The sequence below is a fragment of the Prevotella sp. MGM2 genome, from assembly GCF_002933955.1.
Classification (GTDB): Bacteria; Bacteroidota; Bacteroidia; order Bacteroidales; family Bacteroidaceae; genus Alloprevotella.
On sequence record NZ_BEWW01000286.1, the window covers coordinates 23,325 to 36,651 of the forward strand.

11 protein-coding genes are annotated in these 13,327 nt (G+C 58.2%); all 11 read right to left on the reverse strand.

What is annotated here, in order from left to right; genetic code table 11:
- Positions 1–276 precede the first annotated feature (276 nt).
- On the reverse strand, positions 277–1,563 hold the full coding sequence (locus C5S62_RS08950) for a M64 family metallopeptidase (protein ID WP_104405040.1): 1,287 nt from the start codon (positions 1,561–1,563) through the stop codon (positions 277–279).
- A gap of 448 nt (positions 1,564–2,011) precedes the next feature.
- Positions 2,012–3,334, reverse strand: coding sequence for an L-fucose:H+ symporter permease (fucP, locus tag C5S62_RS08955; protein ID WP_104405041.1), 1,323 nt, complete (start codon positions 3,332–3,334; stop codon positions 2,012–2,014).
- A 46-nt stretch (positions 3,335–3,380) separates the two neighbouring features.
- Complete coding sequence (locus tag C5S62_RS08960; RefSeq protein WP_104405042.1) at positions 3,381–3,788, reverse strand: L-rhamnose mutarotase; 408 nt, start codon at positions 3,786–3,788, stop codon at positions 3,381–3,383.
- Complete coding sequence (locus C5S62_RS08965; RefSeq protein ID WP_104405043.1) at positions 3,785–5,212, reverse strand: rhamnulokinase family protein; 1,428 nt, start codon at positions 5,210–5,212, stop codon at positions 3,785–3,787. The genes C5S62_RS08960 and C5S62_RS08965 overlap by 4 nt, the downstream gene beginning before the upstream one ends.
- Entirely contained in the window at positions 5,209–5,850 is a 642-nt protein-coding gene (locus tag C5S62_RS08970; protein ID WP_104405044.1) for a class II aldolase/adducin family protein, read from the reverse strand. The genes C5S62_RS08965 and C5S62_RS08970 overlap by 4 nt, the downstream gene beginning before the upstream one ends.
- 37 nt (positions 5,851–5,887) lie before the next feature.
- On the reverse strand, positions 5,888–7,663 hold the full coding sequence (fucI, locus tag C5S62_RS08975; protein WP_104405045.1) for an L-fucose isomerase: 1,776 nt from the start codon (positions 7,661–7,663) through the stop codon (positions 5,888–5,890).
- 267 nt (positions 7,664–7,930) lie between these two features.
- The gene (locus tag C5S62_RS08980) at positions 7,931–8,803 is read right to left on the reverse strand and encodes a YafY family protein (RefSeq protein WP_104405046.1); all 873 of its coding nucleotides are present in this window, start codon (positions 8,801–8,803) and stop codon (positions 7,931–7,933) included.
- 94 nt (positions 8,804–8,897) lie between these two features.
- Positions 8,898–9,845 (reverse strand): ornithine cyclodeaminase, encoded by a 948-nt coding sequence (locus C5S62_RS08985; RefSeq protein ID WP_104405047.1) that lies wholly within the window; start codon positions 9,843–9,845, stop codon positions 8,898–8,900.
- A gap of 22 nt (positions 9,846–9,867) precedes the next feature.
- Positions 9,868–11,682, reverse strand: a complete 1,815-nt coding sequence (locus C5S62_RS08990; protein WP_104405048.1) for an aminotransferase class I/II-fold pyridoxal phosphate-dependent enzyme — start codon at positions 11,680–11,682, stop codon at positions 9,868–9,870.
- 17 nt (positions 11,683–11,699) lie between these two features.
- On the reverse strand, positions 11,700–12,599 hold the full coding sequence (locus tag C5S62_RS08995; RefSeq protein ID WP_104405049.1) for a phosphorylcholine transferase LicD: 900 nt from the start codon (positions 12,597–12,599) through the stop codon (positions 11,700–11,702).
- Positions 12,600–12,612: 13 nt separating this feature from the next.
- Positions 12,613–13,326 (reverse strand): 2-C-methyl-D-erythritol 4-phosphate cytidylyltransferase, encoded by a 714-nt coding sequence (locus C5S62_RS09000; RefSeq protein ID WP_104405050.1) that lies wholly within the window; start codon positions 13,324–13,326, stop codon positions 12,613–12,615.
- Position 13,327: the final 1 nt, after the last annotated feature.

Sequence of the window (13,327 nt, forward strand, 5' to 3'; positions counted from 1 at the left end):
CGTACAGCCCGATGGCAGTATGGAGGATATCACCGCCCGATTTTGGCGGCACTGAGAGCCGGGCTGATCATGATTTCACCCGTGTCGTTTGCCTGTACGGGAACAAAAACAATGAACGGAAAGGCCGGCAAGGCTTTTTGACGGAAAGAGAGAATTGCTGACGGCTGTTTGGACGTTTCCATTCGGATTTTACTGAAAAACAATATAAAAAAGAAGGTATCTTCCCAAAAGATACCTTCTTTTTTGTGAACTGCATTTTATTTTTCTTGAAGTGTCTTAATACGGTTTGTCCGACAGGAAATCGATCATTCGCAGGATGGCACGGCTGCATGCCGGACAGAAGGGAGCGTAATCGCGCATCATGCAATGGTCCATCGGGCGGTAAATGCCTTTTGAAAGATAACCGCCGCCTTCGAACACACCGGCCTTGTCTTTATGGGTATTGTTCAGCGGGGTGGGGATGGGGGTATTGGTCGGAAGGAGGTCTTTCCATTTGCTGTCAAAGTCGACCAGTGTCGTGATATTGGGTTCCCACGGCTCATATTTTAAATTGTAGAAGTCCTGATAAGCCACTTCGGAGGAGAAATACTCGTCCGCCAGTCCGGCAAAACTATGTCCTAATTCATGAACGAAGATGTGTTGTGTCTGTTCGTTGTCGGCTGTGCCGATAGCATAGAAGTTATACATACCGCCGCCACCGTATGTGTCGGTGTTCACCAGAATGAACACGGCGTCGCACGGAACGTTCCATACGGCATCGCGGATGGATTTCATATCGGGGGTCGTCAGGTAGCGGTCGACGCCGAATGTGTAGTAGCCCGAATTCAGTGCGGTGTTCTTGTAGACGCCTTTTCCGGAAACATCGGTTCCGGTATCTTCGGAAATCAGGCTGACGGCCCAGATGTTGAAATCTTTCCGCCGGCTTGTGTAGGGCGGGGTGTCAAACAGGGATTCTGTGAACTTTCTGGCATCGGCAATGAATTTTTCCTGTTCCGCTGCCGTGTAGCCTTCGGCCAGGAATACCAGGTCGACTTTTTCGCTCGGGTCGCCTTCGTATTGGATCCGGGTGATTTTATTGTCCTTCAGTTGGCCGCGGTCAATGAAAATGCTGGTCGGGTCGATATCCGTTCTGAGCAGCGGGCGGAATTGCATGTCGGCTTTGTCGCGGGCGGATATTTCCATAACCACCGTTCTTTTGGGATAAGGTACGGAGACACTGTTGGTCCATGCCTGAGTTTCGTTTTTGGCCTGTTCCGTGGAGCGCCATTCCTCAAACAGAGTGTTGAAACCGCGTGAGTAAATCAGTTCGCCGCTGGCTTTGTCATATAGGTTCACATAATAGCCGCCGTAGTTGAACCGGTCAGTCAGATTCTTCACGGGGCCTCCCCATACCGGTTCCTGCCGCAGCTGCTGTATGGCGGCGGCCTGGAATGCGGAATTTCCGCTCAAAGCAAAATCTATCCGCAGGCTTTTCTTTTCGAAATGTTTGTTGAATGCCTTCTGTGCAACACCATTGAGGCTGCAGAGGACGGCGATCAGGAATAAGGAAATTTTTGTTCTCATATTTTTTCTGTTTTTATCAGCTGTTACTTTGGCTGCGCAAATATAATGATTCTCCGGTGAATGCGGGCAGGTCAGGGAATGGAAATGCCTGATACGATGTCAAAGTGAATGTTGTCACCGGCGGGGACCGGAAAGAGCGGCTGACTTTAACATATTTAACTTTCCGTAAGATATGGAAGTGCCGAAACGCAGGTTACAGGTAAGGGGAAATGAAAAAATCTGTATCGGAATTTCAACACGAATACTTGGAATTTGAATTGCAATACGGACTTTTTTTAGAAGAAACCAGGCGGAAATCCGCCGGAACAGTTGCGCGGAACACTGAAAAAGCGGGACCTTCCGCTGGAAAGGTCCCGCCTGGCTGTTGCAAAGATACAATAAACGGGAGGCGAAAGCAAATAGTGTTAAAAAGCTTCCGCGGGGTTGTTCCGCTCCTTGGCGGAGTGTTTCAGGCCGCTTTTTCCCGCTTTTGGGAGCGGTGTCCGTAGATGACTATCACCACAAAGCAGATGAGAGGCAGCACAAAGGAAAGGTTCACCGCCGGCATTCCCCACAGGGTGTGGCGGTCGATGACGGCAGCCTGAAGCGGCGGCAGCACGGAGCCGCCCAAAATGGCCATGATGAGACCGGCGGCGCCGAATTTGGCGTCGTCGCCCAAGCCTTGAAGGGCTATGCCGTAGATGGTGGGGAACATGAGCGACATGCAGGCCGATACGCCCACCAGACAGTACATGCCCCAGATGTTTTCGAAGCCGATGACGCCCAGCGTGAGAAGGCAGGCCGCCGCGGCCAGCACCTTGAGCAGCAGGCCCGGACTGAGGTAGCGCAGGATGAAGGTGCAGATGAAGCGGCTGGCACAGAAGATGACCATGGCCGCGATGTTGTATTGCTGTGAGAGCACTTCGGCCGCTTTTTCCTCCATGCCTTGCGACATGAACAGGCGGGTGCCGTATTGTATGATGAAGGTCCAGCACATGATCTGTGCCCCTACGTAGAAGAACTGGGCGATGACGCCTTCGCGGTAGCGCGGCCGGCAGAATATGCGTCTGATGGTGGGAAGGAAGTCTACGTTGTGCGTCTGGTCGCTGCTTTTGGGCATTCTGACCATGCGGATGACGATGAGCATGAGCAGGATGACGGCTCCGATGACGAGGTAAGGGGTGATCAGCACGGATAGGTCGGCGTCGCGCACGGCGGCGAATTCCGCGTCGGAGAGCCGGGCGCGCTCGGCCGTATCCATGGGGTCGAGCCGGTTCTGGATGAAGTTCATGGCCACGTACATGCCCAGCAGCGAGCCCATGGGGTTGAACGACTGCGCCAGGTTCAGGCGGCGGGTGGCGGTGCGCTCGTCGCCCATCGAGAGGATGTAGGGGTTACAGCTGGTTTCGAGGAAGGAAAGGCCGCACGTCAGGATGAAGTAGGCCGCCAGAAACGGGTAGTAACTGCCGGTGAGCATGGCCGGATAGAAGAGGAAGGCTCCCAAAGCGTACATGCCGAGGCCCAGCATGACGCCGGCTTTGTAGGAATATTTCCTTATGAACACGGCTGCGGGGAAAGCCATGGCGAAGTAGCCGCCGTAAAAGGCCACCTGAACCAGTGCGCCATCGGTGACGCTCATGCGGAAAATCTTCGAAAAGGCTTTCACCATCGGGTTGGTGATGTCGTTGGCAAAGCCCCACAGGGCAAAGCAGCTGGTGATGAGAATAAAGGGAATTAAAAGGCCGGCACCGTTCTTGCCGATGATGCCGTTTTTTTTCGGGGTATTCTTCATGATGTGTTGGGGTTTCTGCTGTCTTTTTCTTGAAAGGGAGTGATTTTCATTCGTATAAGTGGAAGATGCGTTCCATCGGCTGCCACTTCTCAGCGGCTGTGGCGCCGGGCTTTACCGTTTGGAATATGGCCATGTAGTCTTCCCATTCCTGCTGGCGCGGCAGGCTGGCCAGACGCGCCATGGCGGCTTCCCAGTCCAGTCCGGCGGGAATGTCCACGATCATGAACAGACGGGTGCCCAGCAGGTAGATTTCCATTTCCAGAATGCCCGCCTCCCGGATGCCGGCCGGTATTTCGGGCCAGATGCCCTCGCGGCTGTGCCGCCGGCGGTATTCGGCTATCAGTTCCGGATTGTCGCGCAGCTCCAGCGTGCGGCATATCCGTTCCACCGGCCCGTTGTGCTGTTTGGTGATGTAACGTTTGACGGAGGTGTCCGTGTGATGGTGTTGTTTCATGTGTGTACGTACTTTCTGATGTCGTTCCTGCTCTTGATGTCGCCTTTGGCCATGGCCTGCACCAGTACGTTGCCGATGGCGGTGGCTTCTGCCGGACCGGCTGTTACCGGAATGCCGGTGGCTTCTTCCGTGAGGCGGTTGAGCAGTGTGTTGCGGCAGCCGCCGCCGATGATGTTGAGCTGCTTCACGGGGGCGGGGAGCAAGGCGTTGAGCCGGTCAATGCCGCGTTTGTAGCGCTGGGCCAGCGACTGGAGTACGCAGCGTGCGTACTGGCCCGGACTCTCAGGCACTGCCTGTCCCGTGGCGCGGCAGTAGCCGGCAATGGCGACTTCCATGTCGGCGGGGTTCTGGAAGAGATGGCTGTCTACGTCTATGGTCGGGGCGGTCCCGGCGTTTTCGGCCGCTGCGAGCAGTATTTCGTAGCTGTAGTCTTCGCCGCGTTCCTTCCATTGCGCCATGAGCCGTTGGAGTATCCACAGGCCGGTGATATTCTGCAGGAAGCGGATTTTTCCGCCTACGCTGCCTTCGTTGGTGAATCCTGCCTGCCGCGCGGCTTCGCTCAGAATGGGTTCGTCCAGTTCCACGCCGAGCAGCGACCATGTGCCTGAACTGAGGAAAGCGCAGCGTTCCCGTTCCACTTGGGGCGAGGGAGGTATGGCGAATATGGCGGATGCCGTGTCGTGCGAGCCTACGGCGATGACCTCCACCGGATAGGTCAGACCTATTTCTTCGGCAACGTCCTGCCTCACTGTGCCGCGTACGGTTCCGGGCATTACGATGTTGCCGAACAATCCTTCCGGCAGTCCCAGTTTTCCGATGAGCGCTCTGTTCCAGTCCCGTTGGCGGGCGTCGAGCAGTTCGGAAGTCGAGGCAATGGTGTATTCGTTGCAGGCCTCTCCTGTGAGGAAGAAGCTGAAGAGGTCGGGCATGAACAGCAGCCGGTGGGCTACGGCCAGTTGCGCGTCTTCTTCCTTCTTCATGCTGTAGAGCTGAAAGAGCGTGTTGATGGGCATCACCTGTATGCCGGCTTCGGCGTAGTGTCGTGCCAGTTCGGTTTCCGGTTGTGCGTCTTCGGAGGCTTGCCGTGCGAAAAACTCTTCGGGCAGGCCTTCGGTGCGCGGGTCGCGGTAGCATACGGGATTTCCCAGCAGATGGCCTTTCCGGTCGACAAGGCCGAAGTCCACTCCCCAGGTGTCGATGCCGATGCTCCTTATGCGGTAGCCCTTGTGCACCGCCATGCGGAGTCCTTGCTTCATCTCGCGGAAGAGGGCCGGAAAATCCCAGTAAATATGATTGCCCATGCGCACCTGATGGTTGGGAAAACGGTGTATTTCCTCCAGTGTCAGGGTGTCGCGGTGGATGGAAGCGGCCATCACCCGGCCGCTTCCCGCACCGAAGTCAACGGCCAGATATGCGTTTTTCATTTGGTCTTCTTGCCTAAGATGTATGTTTCAAGGTCATCAATCTCTTCGGGAGTGAGCACTTCGTGTTCGCCGCCTGAGAGGAGGACGATGCGGCAGGCCATTTCGAAGAACATGGCCCGCTCGAAGGCCTGGTCGAAGTCCTTGCCGCATACCACCTGTCCGTGTTTCGACAGGAGTACGGAGTTGTGGTTGTCCATAGCCTCCACTACGGCTTGTGCCAGCTCCGGCGATCCGGGCCGGAAATAGGGGATGACCGGTATTTCGCTGCCCACGTGGCAGGGCACCTCGGCGGTTACGTTGAAGTTGTCCGGTTTGTTTTTCATGCAGGCCACGGCTGTGGCGTAGGGCGACTGGAAGTGGAGCACTACGTTCACGTCGGGCCGCCTGCGCAGCACGCCCAGGTGGAAACCGCTTTCCATCGACGGTTTCACGCCGTTGAGCACTTCGCCTGTGGCCAGTGTGCAGCAGGCCACCTTCTCCCGGGTGAGCGCCGGCACCCAGGAGCCTGTGCCCGACAGCAGCACTTCCTGTCCTATGCGCCATGAGATGTTGCCGCTGCTGCAAACGGTCAGTCCGGCGTTGCCTATGCGGCGGGCCTGAGCGATGAATTCTTCTATGTGTTCGTTGGTAATCGTCATTGTCGTTGTTTTGGTGAATGTTCTTGTGCCGTCGGCGTTATTTGTAGAGGGGGCCGTAAGTGGCGCATGCCCGGTAGTCCGCTCCCTCCTTGTCCATGCCGAAGGCGTTCCAGGCGGCAGGGCGGAAAATGTCTTCCTCCGCCACGTTGTGCATACATACGGGAATGCGGAGCATGGAGGCCAGGGTGATGAGGTCCTGTCCGATGTGTCCGTAGCTGATGGCGCCGTGGTTGGCTCCCCAGTTGTTCATGACGGAGTACACGTCTTTGAAGGCCGGCTTGTCGCAGAGTCGTGGCACGAACCATGTGGTGGGCCAGGTGCGGTCGGTGCGCTCGTCCAGCAGGCGGTGTATTTCGGGGTCTATCTCCACAGTCCATCCTTCGGCTATCTGCAGCACGGGGCCAAGCCCTTTCACGAGGTTCAGGCGCGACATCGTGACGGGCATGCCGCCTTTGGAAAGGAAATTGGAGGAGAAGCCGCCGCCGCGGAAGTAGTCGCGGTTGGCCGGATACCATGTGGTGGCCTCCAGACACTGCTCCACCTCGGCTTCGGTAATTTCCCAGTGAGGTTTCATGGCGGGCTGTCCCTGCGCGTCGTTCTGCCGGCCCGTACCATCGAGGGTTGTCGCGCCGGAGTTGATGAGGTGTATGATGCCGCCGGCGGCCCGTCCGGTGAGTTCCTTGCCCGTTACGCGCTTCACGGCCTCAGGGCTCCAGTAGGTGCGCACGTCGGAGAATATCTGTGCCCGGTTGGTGAGCAGATGGCCGAAAAGCATGGCCACTCCGTTGCACGCGTCGTTTTCGGTGGCCACCACGTAGGCCTCGCGTATGCCGTTCCAGTCGAACGAAGTGTTGAGCATGGCCTCGGAGTAATCTCCGTTAGGATAGAAGTCCGTCCACTGCCGCTGCCCCTGAAAGCCGGCGGCTATGGCGTTGTGGCCCAATGCCTCTTCCTTGAAGCCCATGTCCCTGAGTTTGGGGTTGCCTTGCATGAGGTCGCGCATGATGATGGTCATCTTTACGATGAATTCCCAGTCGGCATCCTTTTCCTCGCGTGTTTTTGTTTTGTGGGGCGGATTGAAGTCCTTGCCTTCGTTGGCCTTGCAGTGTCTTTCCGTCCAGGCCATGGCTTTGTCAAACTCCTCGTGGTCGTAAATGCCTTCGGTCATGCGGCGGATAATTTCCGTCAGGTCGACGGATTCGCTGCGGATGTCCAGATATTCCTGAAAGAAGTCGGGGCTGACGATGGAGCCGGCAATGCCCATCGACACGCTTCCCATGGAGAGGTAGGAGCGGCCGCGCATGGTGGCCACTGCCTGTGCGGCGCGGGCAAAGCGGAGCAGTTTTTCGGCCACGTCGGCAGGAATGGTGTTGTCGTCGAGGTCCTGCACGTCGTGCCCGTATATGCCGAAGGCGGGCAGGCCCTTCTGCGCGTGTCCGGCCAGCACGGCGGCCAGATATACGGCTCCCGGCCGCTCCGTGCCGTTGAAGCCCCACACGGCTTTGGGGTAGTAAGGGTTCATGTCCATTGTCTCGGCGCCGTAGCACCAGCAGGACGTTACGGTGATGGTGGCTCCGACGCCCTCGCGCTCGAATTTTTCGGCGCAGGCGGCGGCTTCGGCTACGCGGCCTATCGTGCTGTCGGCTATGACGCATTCCACGGCGCTTCCGTCGCCGTTTTTCAGATGGCCCGTTATGAGTGCGGCCACCGCCTTGGCCAGGTTCATGGTTTTTTCCTCCAGGCTTTCGCGCACGCCGCCCTGGCGTCCGTCAATGGTGGGACGGATACCGATTTTGGGATATCTCTTTGTCATGGTTGGTGAGTGTTAATGTTGTTCAGTTTGAAAAATTACCGTAAAGTAAGTCCTTTTATTTTAATTATGATATAAGTCCCTTTATGTTTTGTAGCATGTTTGTGCCACGTTGGCGCGCCTTTTTTAGAAACAAGGTATTTCTTTTCCGAAAAGGGTTACTTACAATTTAAAAAGCATTACTTGGAATTCAAATTCCAAGTAATGCTTTTTTGATGGCTTTTAATGTTTTGGCCCTCAGTGTATTGGAAAATCCTTTCCCGGCCTGTCCTATAGCCCGGTGCTGTTGTCGTTTTCTGCGTAGAGCCGGTTCATGGCGCGCACCTCGCCGGCTATCTGGCGGCGTAAGCTTTCGGGCTGCGTCACGCGCAGGTTGCCGCCAAAGGAGAGCAGGGCGCCTGTGAAGTCGCGCGTGGGGGCTATGTCGAGTTCCAGCCTTGCCGCGGCTCCGCTGCCGCCGGCGGCCGGAGTGAGGCTTTGGGAGGGATGGAGCGGGCGTCCGCGCAGATAGGCGGCCAGATCCTGCGTGAGCACGTCCGCCACCACGTGGACGGGTTCGAGGTCATAACCTCCGTAGGCCCCGTAGCTGTGGGCAAACCAGCCTTCGGGGGTGATGCCGGTTGGCCGGCGGAACTTCTGCGCCATCATGACGAGTGAGTCGATGCGGTCGGCGGCAAAGGTGCGCACGCTGCTGTGGCGGGACGAACGGCCCACAACGTAGTGGCGTCCTTGTATGCGGCGCATGAAGTAGGGCGCGAAGTCGGTTTCGTAAGGTGCCTTGCCGCAGGGCGCGTAGGTCATGCGCAGCACGCTGTTGCCGTCGATGGCCTCGGCCATCAGCGGCAGCCATTCCGCTCCTGCCGGGCGGTTGTCCTGTCCGAGGTCGGCCGCCATGTCGCCGAACATGTGCCGCAGTACGTTCTCTTCCGAGGCCGACAGGCATTCCAGCCGGTAGCGGTTGCCTTCGCGGCGCACGTGCAGGCCGTAGCGCGACTCGAGGTAGTTGCAGTTGTCGTAGAAGGTGCTGCTGGCCATCGGGCGGCCCATGTCGTCCTGCTCGCGCCATTTGTCGCGTATTTCCTGACGGGTGAGGCCTCCCGTGTGGCTGTAGAGCAGGCGCGCCAGCCAGATGGTTTTGTTCATGAGGGGGGATATAGGTTGCGGAGAACTGTTGTAAAAGCCGGTCTTTCCGTTGTTCCGTTCTCGGGATAATGGCGGAGAAACTGACCGGCCGGTGTTAAATCCAGAATTTGGCGGACGGATGCTCCGTTTTCACTTCGGGGGCTTCGGCGCCGGCCATTTCATATATCTTGTGGGCGAAGAGGACGTCGTGCAGGCCCAGTCCGATGTTGTAGCTCAGCAGGCGTTCGGTGTCGGAAGTGCGGCCTTCTGTCGTTCCGGTGAGCACGTCCGCCAGTTCCGCGAAGTGGCGGAACCGGTCGAAGTAGCGGAAGCCGCACACGTGGGCACGGTCGTCGGCGAATATTCTGTCGAAAAAGAGGTCGCAGTTCTGAAAGCCTTTGGTGTGTACGGGTACGATGAGGCATCCTTCGCGGAAGAGCGTGTTGTCGGGACACAACAGGGTTTCGGCATTGGTCAGGCAACTGAATACGACGTCGCTTCCGCCTACCACGCCGGCCGGTGTCTCGCATGTCTCGAAACTGACGTTGTCAAAGCGCGCAAAGCGTGCCTTGAAACTTTCGGCCTGGTCTTTGTAGCGCAGCAGCTTTACGTGGAAGTGGCGGTCCGCCTCGGATGCGAGGAGGCAGAGCAGCGTGGCGCGCGCCGTGTTGCCCAGACCTATGAAACCGTAGGTGAGGTCGCCCCGGCGGCGGAACAGCTGTGCGGCCAGTGCGGCCACGGCGCCGGTGCGCATCGTTGTTATCCAGTCGCCGTCGAGCATGGCCTTCAGCTCTCCCGAAGCGGCGTCGTAGAGCAGGATGTCGCCTCCCAGCGTGGGCTGCGCTCCCTCTATGCGGTGAACCACCTTTACGCCGAAGCGGTGGAAGCGTTCGGGCAGCAGGCAGGGCATCGTGTTGAAGAAATCGCTGCCTTGGGGGTGGAGGCTGATTTTGGCGGGCAGTTGGGCTCCGGCCTTGAGGAGGAAGCTTTCGCGCACCCATTCCACGCATGTTTGGGGACGGATGGCCAGCCGCTGTATGTGGTCGTGTGAGATGATCTTCATCGGTTCTTGTTTTGTGAAAGGTTCATTCCATGCTCTTCAGGGCGCGTATGAGGCGGTCGTTGTCGCCGCTGCCCCTCACGGCGATGCGCACGTAGTTCCTGCCGCCGAAAGCGCGTTTCGCGCTGCAGTCTTTCAGCAGGATGTTGTGGCGCTTGAGCATTGAGGCGGTGAGGCCGTGGGAGGTGAGGGGGGGAAGCACCTGACAGAGGAAGTAGTTGGCCTGCGAGGGGATGACGCGCAGGAAACTTATGCCGTCCAGCGCTTCGGCCAGTCGCCGGCGTTCGTCCTGGAATTTTTCACACGCCAGGTGGTAGTCGGCTTCATATTTGGAGTATATCTGCATGTAGAATTCGGCAAAGGAGTTGATGTTCCAAATGGCTATGTCTTTCTTTACTTTGCCGATGAGTTCCGTGTCGGCCGAGGCGAGCAGTCCGAGCCGTAGTCCGGGCACTCCGAAACTCTTCGAGATGCTTTTCATCACTATCATCCTCGGGTGCGCTTCGAGCACGTCGTCGGAGAGGAGGCTGTTGCTGGCATAGCCGGTGCTGAAGTCGACAAACGATTCGTCCACCACGAGGCGCGTGCCGCGCTCTCCGCACCATGCGGCCAGGCGGAGCACGTCGGCGCGGGCAATGAAGTTGCCCGACGGGTTGTCGGGGTTGACCAGCAGCAGGGTGTCGACGGGGCGGGAGGCGAAGAAGTCCATCAGGTCGTCGGCAGTGTAGGCAAAGTCGTCGTTTTCGGGCGTGAACACCTCCAGCATGCCGGCCGGCCGGCGGTTGGGATATTCCTCAAAGGTGGGGCATACCACGCCCATCCTTCCGGCGGTGTGCTCCATGAGGCTCTTGATGAGTTCGGCCGCTCCGTTGCCGGGCACCACGTAGTCCTGTCTGACGCCGAAGCACTTGCCGGCCAGCAGGGCGTTGACCTGCATGCCCGAGGGGTATTCGGTGAGCAGCGTGTCGAAGTTGGCGCGCATTTCGTCCTTCATCCGCCGTGAGGGGAAGTAGGGGTTGACCAGATAGCAGTAGTCGAGCATGCCGGGGAAGCGCCAGTATCCGCCGTAGCGGCGCATATATTGGCGCAACTGCTCGTCGCCTTCGGAAAAGAGGGCGGTGGCGATGTCGAGGTCCTGTATGTCGTCTATCTCGTACCATTTTTCGGTGGTGACGGGCAGGGCTTTCAGCTCGCTCTTGTCGAGGAAGGTGATGACGCGCAACACTTGTTCGTAATATTCGTTGTTGCCCAGCGCCTTGCTGTAGGCTTCGAGAAAGGGCACGTATTTGTGGCGTGCGAAGTCGCGGCTGAACTTGTAGATGTTCACCGTTTTGTAGTAGCGGCCGGTGTCGGCGTAGTCGAAAGCCTTTTTGGGCACGAAGTTGACGATGTTGTTGTCGGAGTCGATACATACCATTGTGCCGTCCATCCACGTCTGGTATTTGGCCACCAGTGCCAGATTGGGGTACGGGTTGGAAAGGATGAGGCTGAACATTTCGTCGTCGAAAATGAGGTCGCTCTCTATGAGCAGGGTGTCGTCCTGCTGCAACTGTTCCTTGGCCAGTGCGAGGGAGTGGATGTTGTTGGTTTTGTCGAATACGGGGTTTTCGACGTATTCTATGCGCAGGCTTCCGTCGAAGCGGGCCCCGATGTAGCGGCGCAGTTCTTCGCCTTTGTAGCCTACGACGATGACCACCCGGTTGAGGCTGAGGCGTGAGAGCTGTGTGAGCAGGCGGTCGATGAGCGTGGTGCCGTTGACGCGCACCATGCATTTGGTGTTTTGGCGGGTGAGTTCACCCAGGCGCCGCCCCATTCCGGCGGCCAGGATAATGGCTTGCATGTGTTTGGGAATTGTCGTTATGTGTTTTGTCGGGCCGGTGACTTCTCTGGTGTCTTTTCCAGTTGTTCGGCGAAGAAGACAGCGTGGCCGCGGCGCTGGTTCTCGGGAGGCAGCTGCATGTAGTCTCCGAAGAGGTCGCGCAGATAGCGGTCGGGGTCGGCGGGTGCGGCAAAGCTTTCCCCTTCAAATTCTATGCGGCCTGTGGGAAAGATGGTTTCGGTCAGGTGGCGGTTGCCGTTGCCGCTGTTTTCGAGGATGTTGGAGTAATATTTTCCGCGTCCTGCAAAGAGTGCCCCCGTGCGCCAGAGTGTTTTGCACCACAGGCGTTTGAGGCCGAAATAAAAGAGCTCCGCCGCCGACCGCAGGCTGTAGTAGTGCTGTGCGTGGAGTATGGCGTTGGCCTTGCAGTAGCCGCGTGCCACGCGTTTGGAGAACTGCGGTCCGAACGAGGGCCACGGTTCCATTGGGAAGATGTCTACGTAGATGCCTTTGGCGTAGCTGCGTGAGAAGTCGTCGCCGTATTCCACTATGAATGAGTTGAGGTTGCGCACCTTGCAGATGGGCAGGCGCATGTCCGGTTCCGTTTGCGGTGTCTGCACGAAGAGATGCGGCGGCAGTTCGCGGCGGGCTATTTCGGCGAAGCGCGCCATGTCGCTGTTTCTGAGGCAGATGTCTATGTCGTCGTCCCAGGGAATGAACCCTCCGTGGCGCACGGCGCCGAGCAGTGTGCCGCTGTCGAGCCAGTAGGGAATGTTGTGGCGCTCGCACAGGCGGGCCACTTCCCGCAGAATGTCGACCAAGGCCAGCTGCAGGCTGCGCAGGCGGGCCTGAGTGTGGTTGCGGCGGTAGCGGTCGCGTTGTTCAGGTGTGCTGTTGGGGTGGCTGGCAGCCGTTGCGGTAGTGTTGTTTTGCGGCATTGGGCTGAAGGGTTTATTCGGGTTGGAGGAGCAGTTTTTCGAGGCGGTCAGTGTCGCTGGCAAAGGTGAGTTTGACGGCACGTGCCGATCCTTCGACGTATTTTATCTTTTCTTCCGGCAGATAGCGTGTCATTACGCCGCAGTCGTCGGTGGCCCTGAAGTCGGGGTCGGCCAGTGCCATGCCGTAGGCGCGGGCTATTGTTTCGGCCCGGAAGCCTTGCGGCGTTTGCAGGTGTACCATGCGTTCACGGGGAGGGATGCGGCTGATGCAGCCGTTGTGGATTTCGGCCATGGTGTCGACGGCGGGAAGGGCGGCGCAAGCGGCGGGGTATTCCCTTAGGGCGCGGCACACTGCGGTGATGGTGTGTTGTGTCACCAGCGGCCGGGCGGCATCGTGAAAGAGGAGGTTCACCGTCCGGCCCGTGTAGGCGCGGATGGCGGCCAGGCTCGATCCGCTGCGGTCGGTTCCTCCGGGGAGTATGTGCCGTACCTTTTGCCATCCGCGGCGGCGTGTGAGCTGCCGCATTTCTTCTATGTGGCCGGCGGCGACTACGATGACGGTTTCGCTGATGTCTGCATGGCGTTCAAAGGCTTCGATGCTGTGCTCCACCACCATTCGTCCGCCTAGCGTGAGGTATTGTTTGGGGCGGTCGGCCTGCATGCGACTGCCTGTGCCGGCGGCCAGTACGACGGCTACGTTCGGGCGGTTGTCGGTTTGTGTTTGCATA